Below are 22,253 nucleotides of genomic sequence, written 5' to 3' on the forward strand. Positions count from 1 at the left end.
AAGTTACTACTGACGAGAATTACATTCTCTTATATGACACTCACTCGATGTTCAGTTTTCAAAGGGCAATTTCCTTGTCGCCTTGTTTAGCGGCGACTCAATTAATATATCACATTCGCCTATTCGATTGCAAGTACTTTTTTTCTACCAAGATGATGCAGGAGAGAAAAAAGCCCTCGCCCTTCGAAGGGCGAAGACTAATGTAACATATAATCGAACCGAAAGTCAAGCCTTGATCCGAAATATTTTATTTCTGAATTACCTCTTGAATATGCAAGTGGCGTTCTACCGTGAGATTAACGATTTTACCGTTCACGTTAACCCATGGTCTCGTCGGATGTGTACGGTCGGAAAATACAATTTCGCCGATCCGGTTATCGCTTAACCGGACAAGCATGCCGTTGTGAAATGCGGTTACTTTGCTTATAAACGTCTGCACGATGGCCGGCTCCATTTTGCCGAACGACTCTTTTTGCAGCTGCTCCAAAACAAGGTACGGCGAGGCGGCTTTTTTGTGAAAACGGTCGGTCGTCATGGCGTGGAACATGTCGGTAACGGCTACGATTTTGGAATACGTATGAATTTTATCGCCCTGTATCCCAAGCGGATACCCTGAACCGTCCTCCCGCTCATGGTGCTGGAGGGCGCACAGCTTGACCCCTTCGTTGATCGCCGGAACAGGCTTTAACATGTTATAGCCGATAATGGTATGCCGCTTCATATCTTCGGCTTCCTCGGGGGTAAGCTTGCTTGGCTTGAACAAAATGGCGGGGTCCACTTTGGCATTGCCGATATCATGCAGCAAACCGGCCAGCGCAACCTGCATTAAATCCTTGGAAGACAGCCCGTGCCATTTGGCCAAAAGATAGGAAGTCAACCCGACCATTATGCTGTTATGGAAGATAAAATCGTTCAATTGAAAGTGACGCGGATTGAACGTCAGCACGTTATACTGGTCAATGTTTTTAATAAGCGCTTCAAGCGTCGTACGAATTTCCAGAATCGGCGGGTTATGTCCGCCCGATGCGGCAGTATTGAATACACGGCGAAGCAGATGCAGCATTTTATGATAGTGCTCATGAAAAGGCAGGACATTGTCGGCTTGTTCCTCCGACGCCGCTTCCTGCGCGGCAGGCTCCGCTTCCCCGTCGTTAGATTCGATTTGGACGGATGGAATAAGGAATGCCCGCAAAATATCCAGATCGCGCTCTGATACGATTTTTCCTTTCATGAACAAAATATTATTAAATTTGGTGAGCACGTTCTCAATAATTCTTTCGCCGGGCTTCAATTGGGAAACAGGAACAGTTACCATAGGATTCCCTCACCTTACCTCTTGTCAGCTTTCCGTGGATCAATGATTCTCAAAAAATAATACTTTAGACCCATATGTTGTTATTATAAACGAAAAAGAATGGGGATGTAAGCCCCATTCCTCTCATCTTCGATCAAAATATTTAAGGTTTTGTTACTCTTGCGTTTCTTGTCCTTCCGAAGATTCCTCGCCCTCTTCGAGCTCCGGCTGCTCCTCGCTCTTATCGACGCGGGCCAAGGTAGATACCTCGTCTTCTTCCCGAATGTTAATGAGCTTGACCCCTTGCGTGTTACGGCCCATGAGTGAAATGCCGGACATGCTGGTCCGGATGATCGTACCCAGAGCGGTAATGATCATGAGGTCTTCTTCTTCCCGGACAATCTTGAGACCGACGACCGGACCGTTCTTCGACGTCACATTAAGCGTCTTGATGCCTTTGCCGCCGCGCGATTGGAGACGGTACTCGGAAACCGGCGTACGTTTGCCGAACCCTTTGGAGGTTACGATCAGCACGCTGTTATCCTCATGCACGACATCCATATCGATAACCGCATCGCCCTCGTCGAGCTGAATCCCTTTGACGCCGGTGGCGGCCCGGCCCATCGCTCTGACTTCCTGTTCAGGGAAATGGATGGACATGCCCTGCTTCGTGCCCATGATGATCGACTGGTTGCCGTCCGTCAGCCTGACGCCGATCAGATCGTCGTCTTCGCGAAGAGTAACGGCAATGAGTCCGCCCTTGCGGATATTGGAATAATCGTCAAGCGGCGTCTTCTTCACCAGGCCGTTCTTGGTGGCAAAGAACAAATATTTATCGGAATCGAAGCTTTCCACCGGGATCACGGCATTGATCGTCTCGCCTTGTTCGATCTGAATCAGGTTAATGATCGGCGTTCCCCGAGCGGTACGGCTTAGATCCGGAATTTCGTAAGCCTTGAGACGGTACGCTTTCCCTTTATTTGTAAAGAACATCAAATAGTGGTGGGAGTTCGTTACGAACAGATGTTCCACGAAGTCGTCGTCTTTCGTATCCATCCCGATCACGCCTTTGCCTCCGCGGCGCTGGCTGCGATACGTCGATACCGGCAGTCGCTTAATATAACCGGTATGCGAAATGGTAATGACAACGTCGGTTTGAGGAATCAAATCCTCATCCTCAATGCTGTCTCCGCCGATCGTAATTTCGGAACGTCGGTCGTCACCGAATTTCTCTTTGATTTCGTTCAGTTCTTCGCTGATGATATTCAGTACAAGCTTTTCGTCGGCCAGAATCGCCTTGAATTCCGCAATTTTTTTCAGCAGCTCGGCGTATTCTTCTTCGATTTTCTCGCGTTCCAACCCGGTCAGGCGCTGCAGGCGCATGTCCAGAATCGCCTGTGCTTGATCGAAGCTCAGTCCGAAGCGCTCCATTAAGCCGTCACGGGCTTGTTCGGCCGTACGGGAGCTGCGAATCAGCGCAATGACTTCGTCCAAATGATCAAGCGCGATACGGAGACCTTCCAGGATGTGGGCTCGTGCTTCCGCCTTGCGAAGATCGTATTCGGTTCTGCGGCGAATAACATCTTTCTGGTGCTCCAAATAATAGAACAGCATATCGCGCAGGTTGAGCACTTTCGGCTCGCCGTTGACAAGCGCAAGCATGATGATGCCGAAGTTCGACTGCATCGCCGTCTGCTTGTACAAGTTGTTCAGCACAACATTCGGATTCACGTCGCGGCGCAGCTCAATGACGATGCGCATCCCGTTGCGGTCGGATTCATCGCGCAAATCGGTAATGCCGTCGATTTTTTTATCGCGGACCAGCTCGGCGATTTTTTCGATCAACCGCGCTTTGTTCACTTGATACGGCAACTCGTGCACGATAATCCGCGCTTTATTGCCGTTTTCTTCGATCGTCGCTTTCGAGCGCATGGTTACGGAACCGCGCCCGGTCGCATACGCTTGCTTGATTCCCTCGCGCCCCATAATATAGCCGCCGGTAGGGAAATCGGGGCCTTTGATCGACTGCATCAAATCAAGCGGCGTCGCATCGGGATTCTCGATCAACTGTTGGACGCCGTTGATGACCTCAATCATATTGTGCGGCGGAATATTGGTCGCCATACCGACCGCGATCCCGGACGAACCGTTTACCAGCAGGTTCGGAAAACGCGCCGGCAGAACAGCAGGTTCTTGTTCTTCGCCGTCGTAGTTAGGCACAAAGTCGATCGTTTCTTTGTTGATGTCGCGAAGCAGCTCCATCGCAATCTTGGACAAGCGCGCTTCGGTGTAACGCATCGCTGCGGCCATGTCGCCATCGATGGAGCCGAAGTTCCCGTGGCCATCGACAAGCATGTAGCGCAAGGAGAAATCCTGCGCCATCCGGACCATCGTTTCATAAACGGCCGAGTCGCCGTGCGGATGGTATTTACCGATGACTTCGCCGACGATCCTGGCGGATTTTTTATAAGGCTTGTCCGGCGCCATTCCCAGCTCCGACATCGCATATAAAATACGGCGATGCACCGGCTTAAGTCCGTCCCGCACATCCGGCAGAGCGCGGCTGACAATGATGCTCATTGCGTAATCCATAAAGGAGGTGCGCATTTCCGAGCCGATATCGATTTCTCTAATCTGCGAACGAGATTCTTCCGACATGTGTACCCCTCCTACATGCTATCTGCTCTTAAGAACTACTGCTATAAAGGTATAAGACTGTGCTATGAAGACTTACGGGAAATCGATTTAATAATTAAATTATTCAATGAGTTCTCTTTAACAAATGGACTGCCTGCATTAATTCGCGGAATTTGCATCGGGTCCGCATCCCGTACGGCCAAGCCGCTTGCCGTTGTAAAAGCGTACCGAATACCTGCTTTGCGAAGCAAAGCGATCGATTGCTCGTCATAGTAACCAAATGGATACGCATAGGCATCCACCGGACGATCATAAAGCTCCTTCAGCTTGTTGACGCATGCTTTCGTATCATCCGTAATCCGCTGTTCGAATTGCGGCAGGTCTTCGGTGCCGCCATCCTTAGGAAGCCGGGTCGTCAGCAGCGGCCCTCCGTCAGGGGCCCGGTCATGCAGGCTGTCCGAGTGGCACTGGGCGTCGATGTCTTTCATTTCCCGGGTCATAAAACGAATCTGGTCCCTGGAAAGCGAAGGAATAAGGCTCTGATCGGGATGCTCAAGATCTTTCGTGATAACAAAGTTAACGGCAGGAATATTCAGTTCTTTCAAGATCGGGTAAGCATTCGTATAAAAGCTCCGGTACCCGTCGTCAAATGTGACCAAGACAGCATTGGGCGGGACCTGCCCACCGGCCATAAAATCGCGAAACTGCTGCAGCGATATGAAATGGTATCCCCGCTGCAGCAGATCGGTCAGTTGGCCGCGAAAGCGCGTCGTCGTTATCGTAACGTCGCCCTGCGTGTAATCGTCGATATGGTGATAGGCGATAACCGCTACCCGGTCCGTGTACCAGACGTCCGTTCCACGTTCATGAAACATGCCCGGGACGAGCAGCAGCAGAGCGACTGCCGAAAGCAGCCACAGCAAGCCGTATTTCTTCAAGTTTCTCATCGCCAAGCCATTAAATATCCAAGTTTTGGACGAATTTGGCATGCAGCTGGATAAAATCGCGCCGAGGCTCGACATTGCTGCCCATCAGCGTATCGAACATCGTGTCGGCTTCGATCGCGTCTTGAATGCTGACCTGGAGCATCGTACGGCTTTCCGGATCCATGGTCGTCTCCCACAGCTGCTCCGGATTCATCTCGCCCAAACCTTTATAGCGCTGAATATTCACTTTGGCGCCTTCGCCGAATTCGGCCAAGATCGCTTCCCGCTGCTTGTCGTTGTACGCGTAACGCACGGTTTTGTTCCGTTCGAGCTTGTAAAGCGGCGGCTGGGCGATATAGACATAGCCGGCTTCGATCAGCTTGCGCATGTAACGGTAGAAGAACGTCAGGAGCAGCGTCCGGATATGGGCGCCGTCGACATCGGCGTCCGTCATGATAATGATTTTATGGTAACGTGCTTTGGTAATATCGAAATCTTCCCCGATTCCCGTACCGAGCGCCGTAATAATGGCACGGATTTCGTTGTCGGACAAAATTTTGTCCATGCGCGCTTTTTCCACGTTGAGAATTTTACCGCGCAGCGGCAAAATAGCTTGGAAATGCCGGTCGCGTCCTTGCTTCGCGGAGCCGCCGGCGGAGTCCCCTTCGACGATATACACTTCGCTGATCGAAGCGTCCTTGGAGGAGCAGTCGGCCAGCTTACCCGGCAGGGAGCTGACTTCGAGCGCGCTCTTACGGCGCGTCAGCTCACGGGCTTTCCGCGCGGCTTCCCGGGCTCTTTGCGCCTGAACGCCTTTTTCGATGATTTTGCGTGCTATTGTCGGATTTTCATCCATAAACTCCTGCAGCTTCTCGGCAAAAAGGGACTCAACAATCCCGCGAACTTCGCTGTTGCCGAGCTTCGTCTTCGTCTGACCTTCGAACTGCGGTTCCGGAATTTTGACGGAAATAATCGCTGTGATTCCCTCGCGCACGTCGTCACCGGTTAAATTGGCATCGTTGTCTTTAATCGCATTGAATTTCCGCGCAAAATCGTTCAAAATGCGGGTCAATGCGCTTTTGAAGCCGGACTCGTGCGTGCCGCCTTCATGGGTGTTGATATTATTGGCGAACGAATAAATGTTCTCCGTGTAGCTGTCGTTGTATTGCAGTGCGATTTCCACCTGGATATTATCTTTTTGCCCTTCGACATAGATCGGCTGATGCAGCGCTTCCCGGTTCTGATTCAAAAACTCGACGAAGGAAACAATCCCGCCTTCGTAGAAAAACGATTGGGATACGTCCGTACGCTCGTCGGTCAGTGTAATTTCGATGCCTTTATTTAAGAACGCCAGTTCCCGAAGCCGCGATTGGAGCGTCTCGTAAGAGTACTCCGTCGTTTCCGTGAAGATCTGCTCATCGGGCCAAAACGTTACTTTCGTCCCCGTTTCATCGGTCTCGCCGATCACTTGCAATTCATGCTGCGGAACGCCGTAACGGTATTCCTGCTGGTGCACCTTGCCTTTCAGCTTGACTTCTACGATCAGCTTCTTGGACAAAGCGTTAACGACGGAGACGCCTACCCCGTGCAGGCCGCCGGATACCTTGTACCCTTCGCCGCCGAATTTGCCGCCGGCATGGAGCACGGTAAGAACGACCTCTACCGTCGATTTCTTCAGCTTCGGATTCTCGCCGACCGGAATGCCGCGCCCATTGTCGATAACGGTAATGCTGTTATCCTGGTGAACGATGACTTGGATTCTGGTGCAGTATCCCGCCAAAGCTTCGTCTATACTATTGTCGACGACTTCCCATACCAGATGATGAAGGCCGCGGCTGCTCGTTGAGCCGATGTACATTCCCGGACGCTTGCGAACGGCCTCCAGACCTTCAAGCACCTGGATTTGACTTTCATCATAAGTTGTACCTGGATTCACAGACATGCAGACACCCACTTTTCCGTAATTAAGAAAAGCTTCCTTACGAAGCGTTTCAAAAAATCTAGTTCGTTAACAGATGATGAGCCCGTTTCTTCAAGGTCATGGACGAAATCGGAGAATAGTATACTTTCGTCTGAGTCACCACGAGCGACTTGCTTTCCTCCTCGCCGATGACTTCCACCTTCTTGTCTTTATTGGCATACGTTATAAATTGTTTCGATATTTTCGATGATTTCTCAATGGAAAGGTCAAAAATGGCGACAAGCTCTGCGGCGCGAATAATTTTTTCTCCGCCCAAATGGATAAACACGCTGGCCCACTCCTTATCGGCAAAACTATCTATGTCAAGCTTCCGTCCCGAACGTGAATCACAGAAGCGCTTTCCAGTTTTGACAAATCTATGCTTTCAATGCCAGTGGTTGTTATGAAGGTTTGGACCTTGCGTTGAAACGTCTCGATAAGCTGGGTTTGGCGGTAGCGGTCAAGCTCGGAGAGCACATCGTCGAGCAAGAGCAGGGGATATTCGCCGACCTCCTCGCGGATCAGCTCGATCTCGGCCAGCTTAAGCGACAAAGCCGTCGTCCGCTGCTGCCCTTGGGAGCCGAACGTCTGCACTTCCTTGTCGTTGATATAAAAACGCAGGTCGTCGCGGTGTGGCCCGACCAACGACACGCCCCGGCGAAGCTCCTGATCCTTCACCTGTGATAACTTTATCATAAAATGGTCAAATAAAACAGCGTCTTCTTGTTCCAGCGCGTGGGACAAGGCGCAGTCGTACTCGATGCGAAGCTGCTCGGAGCCGTTGGTGATGCCGGCATGGATCTTTTCCGCCCATGCTTGCAGCTTCTTTATAAAGCTTTGACGTTTTTTCATAATTTTAACACCGAACTGCATTAATTGCTCATTCCATACGTCCAGCATGGAAGCTTTGCCCAGCGAGGAAAACAGCTGCTTCAAGTAATTGTTGCGCTGCTGCAATATTTTGTTGTACTGCGACAGGTCGTACAAATAGGACGGGTAAACCTGCCCGATTTCCATATCGAGAAAGCGCCTGCGCACGCCGGGGGAGCCCTTGACGATCTCCAAATCTTCCGGCGCGAACATAACGACGTTTAAGGCCCCGATGAAATTGCTGAGCTTTTTTTGCTCCAGCCCGTTCACCTTGGCCTTCTTTCCTTGCTGCGATATGGATAAATCGAGCTGCACCGTGCCGTAGCGCTTTTCGACTTCGGCGTGCAGCAGCGTGGATGAAGCGTTCCACCGGATCAGCTCTTTGTCCTGATGCGTCCGGTGGGATTTGGTTAACGCCAGCACGAAGATCGATTCGAGCAGGTTCGTTTTGCCTTGCGCGTTCGGCCCGACAATGATGTTGACCATGTTGTCGGTTTGGAATTCCATCTGGTCGTAGTTACGGTAATGCTGCAATGAAAGCCGTTTTAACTGCAAAAGAGTTCCTCCTAAGGGCTTTGCGCAGCAAAGCCTTCTTCGAAAGCATATGCCGGGCTTTATTCCTGTACGACTTGGAATTCGCCGCAGCCCGCAACGTTGACGATGTCGCCGGCCACAAGCTTGCGGCCGCGGCGGTTATCCGGCTCGCCGTTGATGATGACGGTGGCCTCCTGCAGGAAGCTCTTGGCTTGCCCTCCGGTGGAGATGCAGTCGGCGAGCTTCAAAAATTGCCCGAGCGTAATATACTCGGTGCGAATACCGATGTTTTTCATCCGTTAAAGGTGCTCCTTTAGCCTGTAGTCCGGTACGGCAAAATAAGCTGCAGCAGGCTCGAATTTTCGTCGGGCCGAATGATGATCGGCTGCATCGCACCGGTAAAACCAATATGAATCTGCTCGCTGTCCATAACTTTGAGCGCATCGAGCATATATTTGGAGTTAAACGAAATGCGCAGCAGCTCCCCTTTAAGGCTAGCCGTTGTCAGCTCCTCGGTTACTTTCCCCAGCTCGGACGAGCTCGACGAAATTTCAATAGTTTGGTCCTCGTGCATGACGAGCTTCACGATATTCGTTTTTTCTTCCCGCGAAAGCAAGTAGGCGCGGTCGATCGCGTCCGCCAGGTTGTCCGTGTTGACAACCAGCTCGGTCTGATATGCCTGCGGAATGAGCTTCGACGTATCCGGATACGTTCCGTCCAAGATCCGGGTATAGAAAAGAATCGAGCTCATTTTGAAGAGCACCTGATTTTCGGCGAACACGACATCGATCAGCGTGTTTTGATCGGGAAGAATTTTGGACAACTCATTCAAGGTTTTCCCAGATATGGAAACATTATTAAGAGAGAAGTCAACGTCCGTATCGATGGTCGTTTCCCTGGAAGCCAGACGGTGCCGGTCACAGGCGGTAAATTTCAGCTTCCCGTTCGAAATGGTCCACAGAATTCCGGTCAAAATCGGCGTCGCTTCATTCGTGGACACGGCAAACGACGTTTGCTTGATCATCGTTTTAAGCAGATCGCTCGGGATTTGAATCCGTTTGTTTTCTTCAATGCTCGGCATGATCGGATATTCCTCCGGATCGAGTCCGACCAGCTGAATTTCCGAAGAACCGGAACGGATCGTCGTTTGGAAATGGTCTTTGACCTCGATCTCGACCTGTTGCGCTGGAAGCTTGCGGATAATTTCCACAAAAAACTTGGAAGGGAGCACGACGCTGCCGGATTGCTTCAGGTCGATGACCAGCAGCTCATTTTTCTCTTTGGGAATGAAGCTCTGAATCGAAATATCGGTATCGCTGGCCGTCAGCGTGATACCGGTGGAATCGGCGTCTATTTTAATTCCGCTTAAAATGGGAATCGTCGTTTTGCTGGAAATGGCTTTGGAAACGTGCTGAATCGACTCGTTCAAAAATTCTTTCAGTACGGTTAACTTCATAATTTCACTCCTACGGGTTCTAAAATGGGAGAGTCGCGCATATACCTCTATATTACATGTTTTTTTATAGTAATAGTAGTAGGGCTTCGGGATATGTGGATAACTGCGTGAATAAGGCAAAAAGAGAGCCTATCCACATGTGAATAAGCGTGTGCATAGGCTCCCCTTTATTCAGTTGTGGATTGAGGGCTGTGAATTAGACGCCAATCGTTACATCGTCACATTTTTCACTTTTTCGGTAATGTTCTGGATGATTTTATATAATTCCTGGTCAGACTTGAGCGCTTCGGATATTTTTTCGTGCGCATGAATGACGGTCGTATGATCGCGTCCGCCGAATGCTTCGCCGATCTTCGGCAGCGAAAAGTCAGTCATCTCGCGGGCCAGATACATAGCGATTTGCCGCGGGAAAGCCACGGTCTTGGTTCGTTTCCTCGCTTTGAAATCCTCCAGCTTCAAGCCGTAAAATTCGCCGACCTTCTGCTGGATGTCGTGAATCGTGATTACCCGCGGACGGCTGCTCGGGATAATATCCTTGAGCGCCTCGGCCGCCAAATGCGACGTAATGTCTTCGTTAATAAGCGAAGAATAAGCGACCACCCGAATCAAGGCGCCTTCCAGCTCCCGGATGTTCGAATCGATCTGGTTCGCTATGTAGACCATGGCTTCATTCGGAATATCGAGGTTCTCGGCCTTCGCTTTTTTGCGCAAAATGGCGATCCGCGTCTCCAGATCCGGCGGCTGAATATCCGTGATGAGTCCCCATTCGAACCGGGAGCGCAGCCGTTCTTCGAGCGTCGGAATTTCCTTCGGCGGCCGGTCGCTGGAGATGATGATCTGCTTTCGCTCTTCGTGCAGCGCGTTAAACGTGTGGAAAAATTCTTCCTGCGTCGATTCTTTTCCCGCAATAAACTGAATATCATCTATAAGAAGCACGTCGATATTGCGGTATTTGTTGCGGAAGCTTTCCCCCCGGTTGTCCCGAATCGCATTGATGAACTCGTTCGTAAATTTCTCGGACGAGATGTAGACGACCTTGGCGCTCGGATTATGCTCCAGCACGTAATGGCCGATTGCGTGCATCAAGTGCGTTTTTCCCAGTCCCACGCCGCCGTACAAAAACAGCGGGTTGTATGCTTTGGCCGGCGCTTCGGCAACGGCGAGCGAAGCGGCATGAGCGAAGCGATTGCCCGATCCGATGACGAACGTATCGAACAAATACTTGGGATTAAGCATGTGGCTGAACGTTTCCTCGGAAACGGCAGTTTGCGGCGCGCTTGCAGGAATGGTTGACGGGGAGGAAGAGCGGCTGAACGAATCGTCTTCGTCTTCGGACTCGATGATGAACTTTAATTCGACCTGCTTGCCGCAGTAATCGAATACGGCTTCCTTTATATGTTTGGTGTACCGGTTTTCAAGCCATTCCCGGGAAAAATTGTTGGGGGTACAGATGACGACCGTGGAATCGTTGAATGCCACGGCTCTTGTGGAAGTCAGCCACGTCTCGTAGCTTGGCTTGCTCACCCTTTTTTGCAATATGGAAAGAACTTGCTGCCACTGGTCGTTGGGATGGCTTTCCACAATCTATTCACTCCTTCAAAAAAATAACCGGTATGGCATAAGCCGCGACCCTGTAGAAAAAAATCAGATGCTGTCGAAACTATCCACAATGTGCAGGTTTACGAACTTTTCATTATACAGAGGCACTGAAAATTGTTCACAGAGATATCCACAGGCTGTTGATAACATTGTTGAAAAAATTCCGTATCCACAAAGGAAAACATATTCATGATATCAAAAAAGACCCGCGTTCGCAATGGAATGTTTGGAATTATCCACATACCCAAGACCTTGTGTATATAAGTTATCAACAGCACTAGATATTGTTTATAATCTGTTTACAATTCGACAAGAGCGGTGGAAAACGCGATTTTTTTATTCACAGGGGAGAAATGGTCGAATTTGGCCGACGCCTGTGCATAACTTTTTGTATACTGGAAGTTGACTTTTGACACGTAAAGTGGTTTAATGTTAAAAGGTATTTTTGGGGATTGGGAACGAAATCCTTCGAGGAGGTGCACGATAGATGAGACCGACTTTCAAACCGAACGTTAGAAAGCGCAAAAAAGTTCATGGCTTCCGTAAAAGAATGAGCACGAAGAACGGCCGTAAAGTATTGGCTGCTCGCCGTCAAAAAGGAAGAAAAGTACTGAGCGCATAAGACGAGAGACCACTGTCAGGTGGTCTTTTTTGTTGCATTCGTTTAAATCGGGTCGAATTCGCGAACGCTAGGAAAGCCTATGCCGCTAAGGATTGACCATATGGAGCGATGCCGCGTGGAAAAGAAAAACCGACTGACCAAAAGAGAATATTTCGATAAGGTGTATCGTCACGGCAAATCCGCTGCGAATCACCAGTTCGTTCTGTATTATAAAGCGCAGCCGCAGCAGGCTTCGTTTCGGCTCGGGGTTTCGGTCAGCAAGAAGCTCGGCAACGCCGTTGTGCGCAACCGGATCCGGCGCCTGTTAAAGGAGATTGTGCGATTGAACGCCGCCCGGATCCCGGGAGGGTACGATCTGATCCTGATTGCCCGGAAGCCGGCGGCCGAAATGTCCTATCACGAGATGGAAAAGAGCGTGCTGCACGTGTTCAAGCGCGCGTCGCTGCTGCTGCGCAAAGAAAATAGTCCGGGATCAGGCTGAGCTTCGCGATGGTACGCTGCCTTCGGCGCCGGCTATTCGCGGGGATCAGTTTCTTTGTGTCCAAAGATATGATATAGTTGATTATTGGAAAAGATGATACTGGGAGGATACTCTTTTGACGCGCCGATTACTGAAATATATACCGCTCGTGTCGGTATTGCTGCTGCTGGCCGGATGCAGTCCCGCCAACGCCCCCATCGATCCGGCCAATAGCACTTGGGACAAGTATGCCGTAGGGCCGTTGGCCAATACGCTCGACTGGTTCGCGAACCTGCTCGGAGGGCAGTACGGATTATCGATTCTTGTCGTAACGATTATTATCCGGCTCATTATATTGCCGTTGACGTTGAAACAATACAAAAGCTCGAAGCGGATGCAGGAGCTGCAGCCGGAACTGCAGAAGCTGAAGGAAAAATATAAAGACGACGTGAAGAAGCAGCAGGAAGAGACGATGAAGCTGTTCCAGAAGGAAGGCGTCAACCCGCTTGCCGGTTGTCTTCCGGTGCTTGTGCAGATGCCGATTTTGATTGCGCTTTACAACGCGATTATGCGCAACCATCACATCGGCGAGCATTCCTTCCTGTGGATGCAGCTCGGCACGAAGGATCCTTATTATATTCTGCCTCTCCTTGCTGCGTTAACGACGTACTTGCAGCAAAAAATGATGTCGTCGCAAATGAACCCGCAAATGCAAAGCCTGATGTTTATTTTCCCGATTCTTATTTTCGTGATGGCGATGAATTTCGCTTCGGCGTTGCCGCTTTACTGGGTATACAGCAACCTGTTCACCATTGTTCAATCTTACTTTATTTATGGTGTACCTAATAAAAAGGGCGGATCTAAAAAGTAAGGGTGCGATGATATGAAGAAAATCGTGGTTACGGGTAAAACGATTGACGAAGCCGTCAAAAACGGACTCGGGCAGTTGGGCGTGCCGGAGGAACGGGTGAAAATCAGCGTGCTGGAGCAGCCCTCCAAGGGGTTGTTCGGCCTCATCGGGGCGAAAGACGCCCGAGTGGAGCTTGAAGTGCTGCCCGATGCGATCGAAGAAGCGATCGCGTTCCTGCAGGAGGTTCTTCGCAGCATGAAGCTTGATGTGCGAATCGAACAAAAGCAGGACAAGGACGGTACGCAGCTTCATCTGCACGGCTCGGAGCTCGGCATGCTGATCGGGCGCCGCGGTCAGACGCTCGATGCGCTGCAGTACTTGGTCAATATTGTCGCCAACCGGTTTTCGGATCGTCATGTGCGCATCGTTCTGGACGCCGAGCAGTTTCGCGAGCGCCGGACCAAGACGCTGCAGGAGCTTGCCGACCGGCTGGCGGAACGGGTCGTCCGGACGCGCAAGGAAGTGGTGCTGGAGCCGATGTCGCCTGCGGAGCGCAAGGTGATTCACTCCTGGCTGCAGCAGCACGACAGGGTTCGCACGTTCAGCCGCGGAGACGAGCCGAACCGCCGAATCGTTATCGTTTTACGTTGATTGCCACATTGCAATGATGTCATGTCCGTAATGACCTCATTGCTTTTTCTTTAATTATGAAGAAAGTCGGATTGAGGTGCTATCATGAATCAAGACACCATTGCGGCGATTGCCACCCCGATGGGCGAAGGAGGGATCGCGGTCATTCGCGTTAGCGGCGATGAAGCGGTACCCGTGTGCGATAAAATTTTTACAGGGAAATCGAAGCTTGCGGATGTGCCGACGCATACGGTGAATTACGGCTATATTCGCGATCCGGAGACCGGGGCCCGGGTGGAGGAATCGCTCGTGACGGTGATGCGGGCACCACGGTCGTTTACGAAGGAAGATGTAGTCGAAATCAGCTGTCACGGGGGCTTTGTCTCTGTGCGGAAGGTGCTGGATCTGCTGCTGGAGCACGGAGCGCGGCTCGCCGAACCGGGCGAGTTCACGAAGCGCGCCTTTTTGAACGGCCGCATCGACTTGTCTCAGGCCGAGGCGGTTATCGACCTGATCCGCGCTAAGTCCGACCGGGCGTTTCGCATTGCGCTCAAGCAATCGGAGGGCAGCCTATCGAAAACGATCAAGGGGCTTCGTCACCGGTTGGTCGAGCTGATGGCGCACATCGAGGTCAATATCGACTACCCCGAGCATGATGTGGAAGAGATGACGAACGCTTTTATCAAAGAGAAATGTGCGGACGCGCTGTCGGATATCGAACGCATGCTGACGACGGCCCAACAGGGAAAAATTTTGCGGGAAGGCTTGGTTACGGCGATCGTCGGCCGGCCGAATGTCGGCAAGTCGTCGCTGCTGAATACGCTGGCGCAGGAGGAGCGGGCCATTGTCACTGATATTGCCGGGACGACCCGCGATGTGGTGGAGGAATATGTGCATGTGAACGGCATTCCGCTGAAGCTGCTTGATACGGCCGGAATACGGGAGACGTCGGATCTGGTCGAGCAGATCGGTGTGGAAAAGTCGCGCCAGGCGTTGTCGGACGCCGATTTGATCCTGTTCGTCTGCAATGGAGCGGAGCCGCTGCAGCCGGATGAGTACGTGCTGATCGACCAACTGAAGGACCGTCAGGTGATCGCGATTATCAACAAGCAGGATCTTCCGCAGCTTATTGAGGAAGAGGTTTTGAAGGAAGCGTTTGGCGAAGACCGGGTTGTGCGGATGTCGCTGCTTGTACAGCAGGGCATCACTGACTTGGAAAAAGCTATCGCTAGTATTTTTTTCAGCGGTCAGGTAGAATCAAGTGACCTGACTTATGTGAGCAACGCTCGTCATATTCATCTGCTAAAGCAGGCGAGAGCGGCTCTTATGGAGGCACATGAAGCCGCAGAGGCTTTCGTGCCGATTGATATGATTCAAATCGACATTCGTAACGCTTGGGAGCATCTCGGGGAAATTATCGGGGACTCGGTAAGCGAATCGTTAATAGATCAGATTTTTTCACAATTTTGCTTAGGAAAATAACTTTTCGTAAAGGGTTAGGAGGTTGGAAGAATGACTTACACTGCAGGTCAATATGATGTCATTGTGATCGGGGCCGGTCATGCCGGCAGCGAAGCGGCTTTGGCGGCGGCCCGGATGGGCTGCGAGACGCTGCTGCTTACGATCAATCTGGATATGATCGCATTTATGCCGTGTAACCCTTCCGTCGGCGGACCGGCGAAAGGGCACGTTGTGCGCGAAATTGATGCGCTCGGCGGTGAAATGGGCCGCAACATCGATAAAACGTATATTCAAATGCGCATGCTGAATACGGGGAAAGGGCCGGCCGTGCATGCATTGCGGGCGCAAGCCGATAAATTTTTGTACCAACACGCGATGAAGGAAACCATTGAGAAGCAGGACCGTCTGACGCTTCGTCAAGGCATGGTGGAAGAGCTGATTGTCGAGGACGGCGTGTGCAAAGGTGTCGTTACGAAAAGCGGCGCCGTCTATATGGGGAAAACCGTCGTACTGACGACCGGCACATATCTGCGCGGCAAGATCATTATGGGCGAGCTGATGTACGAGAGCGGACCGAACAACCAGCAGCCGGCCGTCAAGCTGTCGGAAAATCTGCGTAAGCACGGCCTGGAGCTGGTGCGCTTTAAGACGGGGACGCCGCCGCGGGTGCATGAGGATACGATCGATTTTAGCAAAACGACGATTCAGCCCGGGGACGAGAAGCCGAAATTTTTCTCCTACGATACGACGGAGGAAGTACCGAATCAGCTGCCGTGCTGGCTGACATATACATCGGAGAAAACGCACCAAATCATCAACGATAATTTGCACCGGGCTCCGATGTTCTCCGGGGCAATTGAAGGAACGGGACCGAGATATTGCCCGTCTATCGAAGATAAGATTGTGCGCTTCAGCGACAAGCCGAAGCACCAAATTTTCTTGGAGCCGGAAGGGCGCAATACGAAGGAGTACTACGTACAAGGGCTCTCCACGAGCATGCCTGAAGATGTGCAGTTGCAAATTCTCCGCTCGATTCCGGGTCTGGAGAAGGTCGAGATGATGCGGACCGGGTATGCCATCGAGTATGATGCCGTGATTCCGACGCAGCTGAAGCCGTCGCTTGAAACGAAGCTGATCGACGGGCTGTTTACCGCCGGTCAAATTAACGGTACCTCCGGTTACGAAGAGGCGGCAGGACAAGGGATTATGGCTGGAATCAATGCGGCCCGCAAAGTACAAGGGAAGGAACCGGTTGTACTGGATCGTTCCGAAGCGTATATCGGAGTCATGATCGACGACTTGGTGACAAAAGGCACAAACGAGCCTTACCGCCTGTTGACCTCGCGTGCCGAATACCGTTTGCTGCTCCGCCACGACAATGCGGATCTGCGGTTGACCCAAATCGGTTACGATATCGGGCTGGTTCCGGAAGAACGGTATGCACGGTACCAGGAGAAAGTGCGTCTTGTCGAAGCAGAGCTTGAACGGCTTAAAACGACGAAGACGAAACCGACGCCGGAGGTACAAGCGATGCTTGCTTCGCTCGGCAGCGCCGAACTGAACAACTCCGTCGATCTGTTGTCCTTGCTCCGCCGGCCGGAAGTGACTTACGAGCACATTCATGGCATTTCTCCGGCTCCTTATGAGCTGACGGAGGACATGAAAGAGCAAGTCGAAATTCAAGTGAAATACAGCGGCTATATTGAGAAGCAGCTCGCACAAGTGGAACGGCTTCGGAAGATGGAGAAAAAGCGGATTCCGGACGATATCATTTACGATGAAATTCACGGAATCGCCACCGAAGCGAAGCAGAAGCTGGCGAAAATCCGCCCGATCTCGATCGGTCAAGCGTCCCGTATTGGCGGCGTTACGCCTGCGGACATCTCCATTCTGCTTGTTCACTTGGAGCATTACAATAAAGTCGTTGCAGCCAGAGGATAATTATGGACGCCGTACAACAACAATTTACCGAACTGTTAAAAGAGAAGGGCATCGAACTGACGGAAGCGCAGCTTCATCAGTTCGAGCTCTATTACCGGGAGCTCGTCGAATGGAACGAGCGAATGAATTTGACGGGGATAACAGAGAGAGAACAAGTGTACGTAAAACATTTTTATGATTCTCTCTCTGTTTCTTTTTTTATTCCGATGGAACAAATTCGTTCCGTTGCGGATATCGGATCGGGAGCCGGATTTCCGAGTATTCCTTTGAAGATTGTTTATCCCCATGTGCATATCACTATTGTCGATTCGCTTAACAAGCGCATACAGTTTTTAACGCATTTGGGAAATACGCTTGGATTGAGGGACGTGCAATTCATTCATGGACGTGCGGAAGATGTTGCGCGTATGCCTGAACATCGGGACCGTTACGATCTTGTTACCGCGAGGGCTGTTGCCCGGTTAGCTGTACTTAACGAATTTTGTCTTCCCTTCGTGAAGCCAGGTGGAAGGTTTTCTGCCATGAAAGGGCAGGACGTTCAAACGGAATTGGAGGAAGCGACACTCAGCCTTAAAGAGTTAAGAGGCAAATGGAGCCATACATATCGTTTTCAGCTTCCTTTGGAGGAATCGACCAGACACATTATCGACATAGAAAAAACAGCTCCAACTCCCAAAAAGTATCCCCGAAAAGCGGGAACTCCTTTGAAAACGCCGCTAGTTTGATGGTGTTCCACGTGGAACATTTTGGAGCAGGCGGCTGCTTTTTCGTGAATGTCTACAATAAACTTCTTGGGAGACCTTTGCAGGATTTTGGGCATATTTGGAGAATTGTTTATAGAGTGGAGATTCATTATCGGTGAAAAAGATCGGGTGGTTATCGTAATGAAGGAACAAATCTCAAAATTGTTTGGTTTTGCTGAAAAAGCGTCGACTGACGAAGTGAAAAATGTTCCTGTCAATGACATCGTTCCAAGTCCCTACCAACCTCGAACGATTTTTGACGATGAGCGGATTGATGAACTGTGTCAAACGATTAAGACACATGGTGTAATTCAGCCGATTGTTGTGCGTCTTCGGAATAACCGTTACGAGTTAATTGCCGGGGAACGCAGATGGCGCGCTGTCAAAAAGCTGGGGAATGCAACGATCCCGGCTATTATTCGCGATTTTAATGATTCGCAAGCGGCATCTATCGCTCTTATCGAGAACCTGCAGCGGGAAGGTTTGACTGCGATCGAAGAAGCGATTGCTTACCAGCAGCTGATCGATCTGCACAGCTTGACGCAGGAAAGCTTGGCTCAACGCCTTGGGAAAAGTCAATCGACGATTGCGAACAAGATCCGGCTTCTTCAGCTGAGTGAGCCGGTGAAAAATGCATTAATGGAACGGAAAATTACGGAACGGCATGCCAGGGCATTGTTGGCTTTGGATCAAGAGGAGCAGCAGTTGCGTGTTCTGGAGGATATTGTAAGTAAAGAGTTGAACGTAAAACAAACCGAAGCGAGAATAGCCTTTTTAAAGGAAGCGGCGAAGGTTAAGAGTAAAACCAAACGAGTTTCATTCTCCAAGGATGTACGGTTAGCTCTGAATACGATTCGTCAGTCGGTCGATATGGTAACTTCATCCGGTCTTCCGATCAACACGACGGAACAAGATCATGAAGATCACTATGAGATTGTAATTCGGATTCCAAAGCGGTAAAATAGAGAGTAGAGATTTATCGAGCCTCAAATGAGGCTTTTGTTTAGCTATCAGAATACATATTCTAGCTATTGCATCTGTGAATTTCTGATACTAGACAATCCCCTTTTATGGTCCGTAGTTGATTTTGATGGGTGTATGGGTACAGGCATCTTTGACATGACTTCAATTTGAGTTTTTCTGTCGGGATGGGAATGTTTGGGTTTGATACGGCATTCTCTCTTCACTAGAAAAGCTTTGACTGAGGCACGAACGTATTTTCCTCGAAAAGGCTTCTGTTTTTGAAGCTTTTCTTACCAACCGATCATTGGGGAGGGAATGAAGCTCTCCAATGATTCTTTTTTTTCGCTACTGTCGCTATTGCTATGTCTTTTATTCGACTCCTCGAAAGTATCGTATCTACTCTAGTTTTTATTATTTGAGGTGAAAAGATTTTGGCTAAAATCATCGCCATAACCAACCAGAAGGGTGGGGTTGGCAAAACAACGACATCCGTCAACTTAGGCGCATCATTGGCATCTTTGGGAAAAAAAGTGCTTCTTGTCGATATCGATCCGCAAGGAAATACGACAAGCGGGCTCGGTATTAATAAAGCAGATGTCGTTCATTGTATTTACGACGTTCTTATTAACGATGTCCATCCGAATGAAGCTATGGTCGACACGGCCTTGGAAAATTTGAAAATCATACCGGCTACGATTCAATTGGCAGGTGCGGAAATTGAGCTTGTGCCGACCATTTCCAGGGAAGTGCGTTTGAAAAAATCACTACAGCTTGTCAAACATATGTTCGATTATATTTTAATCGATTGCCCGCCATCCCTGGGAATATTGACCGTCAATTCGTTAACGGCTGCCGATTCTGTAATTATTCCCATTCAATGCGAATATTATGCTTTGGAAGGACTCAGCCAATTGCTTAACACGGTTCGGTTGGTCCAAAAGCATCTTAATACGACGCTGCAAATTGAAGGCGTGCTGTTGACCATGTTCGATGCGAGAACGAACCTGGGCATGCAGGTGATTGAGGAAGTGAAAAAGTACTTCCAACAGAAGGTATATCAGACAATTATACCAAGAAACATTAGATTAAGCGAGGCGCCCAGCCACGGTCAACCGATCATTACGTATGATCCAAGATCGAAAGGGGCAGAGGTATATTTGGAGTTGGCAAAGGAAGTGATCGCACTTTGAGCAAAAAAATCGGATTAGGTAAAGGACTGGATGCACTGTTGCCTGCATTGAGCATTAACGAAGACGACAAAGTAGTAGAAATTCCATTGGCGCAGCTTCGGCCAAACCCATATCAGCCTAGACGCAATTTCAACGACGAGACGATTCAGGAACTGGCCGATTCGATTAAAGAGCATGGTGTTATTCAACCGATCATCGTGCGCAGTGTGCTTAAAGGATTTGAAATTATTGCCGGTGAACGGAGGTTCCGCGCTTCGCAAGTTTGCGGAAAAGCGACGATACCTGCAGTCGTAAAAAAGTTCAGTGATCAACAGGTTATGGAAATTGCGTTAATCGAAAATGTCCAGCGCGAAGATTTGAATGCCTTGGAAATTGCGATAGCTTATCAAGCACTGATCGACCAATTCAAGCTGACACAGGAAGAGCTGTCCTTAAAGGTAGGGAAGAGCCGTTCGCACATTGCAAACTTTCTTCGCCTCCTGCAGCTTCCGGAAGAAGTTAAACAATATGTTTCACGTGGAACATTGTCGATGGGACATGCTAAAGCAATCGTAGGCTTGAAGGATAAAAAGGTGATTAAAGCTTTAGCCGATACCGCGATTAAAGAGCAGTGGAGTGTTCGCGAGCTTGAAGAGGAAGTAAAGAAGCTGGAAGAAAAAGCGGATTCGAAAAAGATGAAGCTTAAACCGAAGCGTAAAGACCCGTACATTAATCAATTGGAAGAAAGCTTGAGAGAAATGTACCGGACGACGGTGAAAATCAAACACAGCAATAACAAAGGAAAAATCGAGTTATTGTATTATTCAAAAGATGATTTGGATCGTCTGTTGGAGCTGCTCCAAGGGAAAACTTCCTAATGATGATGGTATAGCATACCCGGGTCATGCCTGATAAGTACAGGTTAAACTAGGTATGCTATATTTATGTAACGGATCTGAATTGACAGTAGAGGTGAAAAAAATGTCAGTCATCTACTTGGATCATGCGGCATCCTCCTGGCCGAAGCCGCCCGAAGTGTTGAAAGCAATGCATGATTGCATGGAGCAGTATGCTGCCAATCCGGGGAGAGGCAGTCATGAACTGGCCGTCAAAGCGAGTCGTGTATTGTTTGAAGGACGGAAGCAACTGGCGAAGCTTTTCAATATCAAAAACCCTAACGATATCGCGTATGCTCCGAATACGACATTTGCCTTAAATCTGGCCATTAAAGGGTTCGTCAAAGAAGGGGATCACATTCTTTGTACGGCCGTTGAGCACAATTCCGTAAGAAGACCCTTGGAATATTTGAAGAGAACGAAAAATGTCCAAGTTACGTATGTGAAAACCGATGAGCAGGGCCGGTTAAGTCTGGACGATGTGCGTCGCGAAATCATATCGAAAACAAGCTTGATCGTTAGTACGCACAGCTCCAATCTGCTGGGCAGTATTATGCCGGTTGAGGAATTGGGACAGCTGTGCAGAGACCATCAGATTAAGCTGCTGGTCGATGCGGCACAAACGGCCGGGACGATGGAGGTCGATGTGCAGAAGCTGGGTATTCACATGCTTGCTTTTCCAGGACACAAGGGCTTACTCGGGCCGCAAGGGACGGGCGGGTTGTATATCGATCCTGAGATCGATCTGGAGCCGCTGCTGCACGGAGGTACCGGAAGTCAATCCGAAGCTGCGGAACAGCCTGACGTTCGTCCGGACCGGTATGAAGCCGGAACGCAAAATACGGTAGGCGTTGCCGGACTTGTGGAAGGCGTGAGATACATACACAAGCAAACGGTAGAGCAAATTCATGAGAGAGAATGGAAGCTTACCCAGAGGATCATGAATGGGTTGATGGAAATTGATGGGGTGACCATTTTAGGACCGCAAATCGGGCAAAATAAAACAGGAATTGTTGCCTTTACCATCGCCGGCGCCGATTCGTCCGAAGTCGCTTTCATCCTGGATCAATCGTTTCATATTGCCGTTCGGGCCGGCTTCCATTGTACGCCGCTTGCTCACGAGATGGTCGGCACATTGGAACGCGGAGCCGTAAGAGCGAGTGTCGGCTGCTTTACTACGGAAGAGGAGACGGATCAACTGCTCTATGCGGTTCGAGAAATAGCCAAGCATTTTAAATAGGA

General features: G+C 50.0%; 20 protein-coding genes. 11 read left to right on the forward strand and 9 right to left on the reverse strand.

Translation table 11 applies throughout. The features are described 5' to 3' along the window. Positions 1 to 247 precede the first annotated feature (247 nt). The 9 genes from PEH01S_RS27285 to dnaA form a co-directional block, all read right to left on the reverse strand. Complete coding sequence (locus PEH01S_RS27285; protein ID WP_127489276.1) at positions 248 to 1,315, reverse strand: HD-GYP domain-containing protein; 1,068 nt, start codon at positions 1,313 to 1,315, stop codon at positions 248 to 250. A 153-nt stretch (positions 1,316 to 1,468) separates the two neighbouring features. Continuing rightward, positions 1,469 to 3,952 carry a DNA gyrase subunit A gene (gene gyrA / locus PEH01S_RS27290; RefSeq protein ID WP_025849828.1) on the reverse strand — a complete coding sequence of 828 codons (2,484 nt, stop codon included), beginning with the start codon at positions 3,950 to 3,952 and terminating at the stop codon, positions 1,469 to 1,471. Between the two features lie 62 nt (positions 3,953 to 4,014). After that, complete coding sequence (locus PEH01S_RS27295) at positions 4,015 to 4,878, reverse strand: polysaccharide deacetylase family protein (RefSeq protein WP_127489298.1); 864 nt, start codon at positions 4,876 to 4,878, stop codon at positions 4,015 to 4,017. A 10-nt stretch (positions 4,879 to 4,888) separates the two neighbouring features. Continuing rightward, positions 4,889 to 6,799, reverse strand: coding sequence for a DNA topoisomerase (ATP-hydrolyzing) subunit B (gyrB, locus tag PEH01S_RS27300; RefSeq protein WP_025849830.1), 1,911 nt, complete (start codon positions 6,797 to 6,799; stop codon positions 4,889 to 4,891). A 58-nt stretch (positions 6,800 to 6,857) separates the two neighbouring features. Continuing rightward, a complete protein-coding gene (gene remB, locus PEH01S_RS27305; protein WP_010502242.1) occupies positions 6,858 to 7,106 on the reverse strand; it encodes an extracellular matrix regulator RemB in 249 nt (82 codons plus the stop codon). A 29-nt stretch (positions 7,107 to 7,135) separates the two neighbouring features. Further along, positions 7,136 to 8,242, reverse strand: a complete 1,107-nt coding sequence (recF, locus tag PEH01S_RS27310) for a DNA replication/repair protein RecF (protein ID WP_127489278.1) — start codon at positions 8,240 to 8,242, stop codon at positions 7,136 to 7,138. A 59-nt stretch (positions 8,243 to 8,301) separates the two neighbouring features. Further along, on the reverse strand, positions 8,302 to 8,517 hold the full coding sequence (gene yaaA, locus PEH01S_RS27315; RefSeq protein ID WP_025849832.1) for a S4 domain-containing protein YaaA: 216 nt from the start codon (positions 8,515 to 8,517) through the stop codon (positions 8,302 to 8,304). Positions 8,518 to 8,534: 17 nt separating this feature from the next. Beyond that, positions 8,535 to 9,677 carry a DNA polymerase III subunit beta gene (gene dnaN, locus PEH01S_RS27320; RefSeq protein ID WP_025849833.1) on the reverse strand — a complete coding sequence of 381 codons (1,143 nt, stop codon included), beginning with the start codon at positions 9,675 to 9,677 and terminating at the stop codon, positions 8,535 to 8,537. 210 nt (positions 9,678 to 9,887) lie between these two features. Continuing rightward, positions 9,888 to 11,258 carry a chromosomal replication initiator protein DnaA gene (gene dnaA / locus PEH01S_RS27325; RefSeq protein ID WP_127489280.1) on the reverse strand — a complete coding sequence of 457 codons (1,371 nt, stop codon included), beginning with the start codon at positions 11,256 to 11,258 and terminating at the stop codon, positions 9,888 to 9,890. Positions 11,259 to 11,763: 505 nt separating this feature from the next. On the opposite strand from dnaA, the gene rpmH reads away from it, so the two are divergent. The 11 genes from rpmH to PEH01S_RS27380 all read left to right on the forward strand — a co-directional run bounded on the left by rpmH (position 11,764) and on the right by PEH01S_RS27380 (position 22,251). Continuing rightward, on the forward strand, positions 11,764 to 11,898 hold the full coding sequence (gene rpmH / locus PEH01S_RS27330) for a 50S ribosomal protein L34 (RefSeq protein WP_054975180.1): 135 nt from the start codon (positions 11,764 to 11,766) through the stop codon (positions 11,896 to 11,898). Between the two features lie 115 nt (positions 11,899 to 12,013). Then, positions 12,014 to 12,379 (forward strand): ribonuclease P protein component, encoded by a 366-nt coding sequence (gene rnpA, locus PEH01S_RS27335; RefSeq protein WP_025849835.1) that lies wholly within the window; start codon positions 12,014 to 12,016, stop codon positions 12,377 to 12,379. 115 nt (positions 12,380 to 12,494) lie between these two features. After that, positions 12,495 to 13,229, forward strand: coding sequence for a membrane protein insertase YidC (gene yidC, locus PEH01S_RS27340; RefSeq protein ID WP_025849836.1), 735 nt, complete (start codon positions 12,495 to 12,497; stop codon positions 13,227 to 13,229). A 12-nt stretch (positions 13,230 to 13,241) separates the two neighbouring features. Further along, a complete protein-coding gene (gene jag / locus PEH01S_RS27345) occupies positions 13,242 to 13,859 on the forward strand; it encodes an RNA-binding cell elongation regulator Jag/EloR (RefSeq protein WP_127489282.1) in 618 nt (205 codons plus the stop codon). An 84-nt stretch (positions 13,860 to 13,943) separates the two neighbouring features. Then, positions 13,944 to 15,320: a tRNA uridine-5-carboxymethylaminomethyl(34) synthesis GTPase MnmE gene (mnmE, locus tag PEH01S_RS27350; protein ID WP_127489284.1), complete on the forward strand. Its 1,377-nt coding sequence runs from the start codon at positions 13,944 to 13,946 to the stop codon at positions 15,318 to 15,320. Between the two features lie 30 nt (positions 15,321 to 15,350). After that, on the forward strand, positions 15,351 to 17,240 hold the full coding sequence (mnmG, locus tag PEH01S_RS27355) for a tRNA uridine-5-carboxymethylaminomethyl(34) synthesis enzyme MnmG (protein ID WP_025849839.1): 1,890 nt from the start codon (positions 15,351 to 15,353) through the stop codon (positions 17,238 to 17,240). Between the two features lie 2 nt (positions 17,241 to 17,242). After that, positions 17,243 to 17,965, forward strand: a complete 723-nt coding sequence (rsmG, locus tag PEH01S_RS27360) for a 16S rRNA (guanine(527)-N(7))-methyltransferase RsmG (RefSeq protein ID WP_127489286.1) — start codon at positions 17,243 to 17,245, stop codon at positions 17,963 to 17,965. A 159-nt stretch (positions 17,966 to 18,124) separates the two neighbouring features. Then, the gene (gene noc / locus PEH01S_RS27365; protein WP_025849841.1) at positions 18,125 to 18,943 is read left to right on the forward strand and encodes a nucleoid occlusion protein; all 819 of its coding nucleotides are present in this window, start codon (positions 18,125 to 18,127) and stop codon (positions 18,941 to 18,943) included. Positions 18,944 to 19,377: 434 nt separating this feature from the next. After that, positions 19,378 to 20,136 carry a ParA family protein gene (locus PEH01S_RS27370; protein WP_025849842.1) on the forward strand — a complete coding sequence of 253 codons (759 nt, stop codon included), beginning with the start codon at positions 19,378 to 19,380 and terminating at the stop codon, positions 20,134 to 20,136. Beyond that, positions 20,133 to 20,993 (forward strand): ParB/RepB/Spo0J family partition protein, encoded by an 861-nt coding sequence (locus tag PEH01S_RS27375; RefSeq protein ID WP_025849843.1) that lies wholly within the window; start codon positions 20,133 to 20,135, stop codon positions 20,991 to 20,993. Before PEH01S_RS27370 ends, PEH01S_RS27375 begins: the two co-directional genes overlap by 4 nt. A gap of 103 nt (positions 20,994 to 21,096) precedes the next feature. Then, a complete protein-coding gene (locus PEH01S_RS27380; protein ID WP_127489288.1) occupies positions 21,097 to 22,251 on the forward strand; it encodes an aminotransferase class V-fold PLP-dependent enzyme in 1,155 nt (384 codons plus the stop codon). Positions 22,252 to 22,253 lie beyond the last annotated feature (2 nt).

This window comes from Paenibacillus ehimensis NBRC 15659 (genome assembly GCF_004000785.1).
GTDB classification, from domain to species: domain Bacteria; phylum Bacillota; class Bacilli; order Paenibacillales; family NBRC-103111; genus Paenibacillus_G; species Paenibacillus_G ehimensis.

Excerpts from the sequence above, each read along its gene's own strand:
- PEH01S_RS27285 (WP_127489276.1), bottom strand. The coding sequence starts at position 1,315 with ATGGTAACTGTTCCTGTTTCCCAATTGAAGCCCGGCGAAAGAATTATT.
- gyrA (WP_025849828.1), bottom strand. The coding sequence starts at position 3,952 with ATGTCGGAAGAATCTCGTTCGCAGATTAGAGAAATCGATATCGGCTCG.
- PEH01S_RS27295 (WP_127489298.1), bottom strand. The coding sequence starts at position 4,878 with ATGAGAAACTTGAAGAAATACGGCTTGCTGTGGCTGCTTTCGGCAGTC.
- gyrB (WP_025849830.1), bottom strand. The coding sequence starts at position 6,799 with ATGTCTGTGAATCCAGGTACAACTTATGATGAAAGTCAAATCCAGGTG.
- yaaA (WP_025849832.1), bottom strand. The coding sequence starts at position 8,517 with ATGAAAAACATCGGTATTCGCACCGAGTATATTACGCTCGGGCAATTT.
- dnaN (WP_025849833.1), bottom strand. The coding sequence starts at position 9,677 with ATGAAGTTAACCGTACTGAAAGAATTTTTGAACGAGTCGATTCAGCAC.
- rpmH (WP_054975180.1), top strand. The coding sequence starts at position 11,764 with ATGAGACCGACTTTCAAACCGAACGTTAGAAAGCGCAAAAAAGTTCAT.
- jag (WP_127489282.1), top strand. The coding sequence starts at position 13,242 with ATGAAGAAAATCGTGGTTACGGGTAAAACGATTGACGAAGCCGTCAAA.
- mnmE (WP_127489284.1), top strand. The coding sequence starts at position 13,944 with ATGAATCAAGACACCATTGCGGCGATTGCCACCCCGATGGGCGAAGGA.
- mnmG (WP_025849839.1), top strand. The coding sequence starts at position 15,351 with ATGACTTACACTGCAGGTCAATATGATGTCATTGTGATCGGGGCCGGT.
- rsmG (WP_127489286.1), top strand. The coding sequence starts at position 17,243 with ATGGACGCCGTACAACAACAATTTACCGAACTGTTAAAAGAGAAGGGC.
- noc (WP_025849841.1), top strand. The coding sequence starts at position 18,125 with ATGAAGGAACAAATCTCAAAATTGTTTGGTTTTGCTGAAAAAGCGTCG.
- PEH01S_RS27380 (WP_127489288.1), top strand. The coding sequence starts at position 21,097 with ATGTCAGTCATCTACTTGGATCATGCGGCATCCTCCTGGCCGAAGCCG.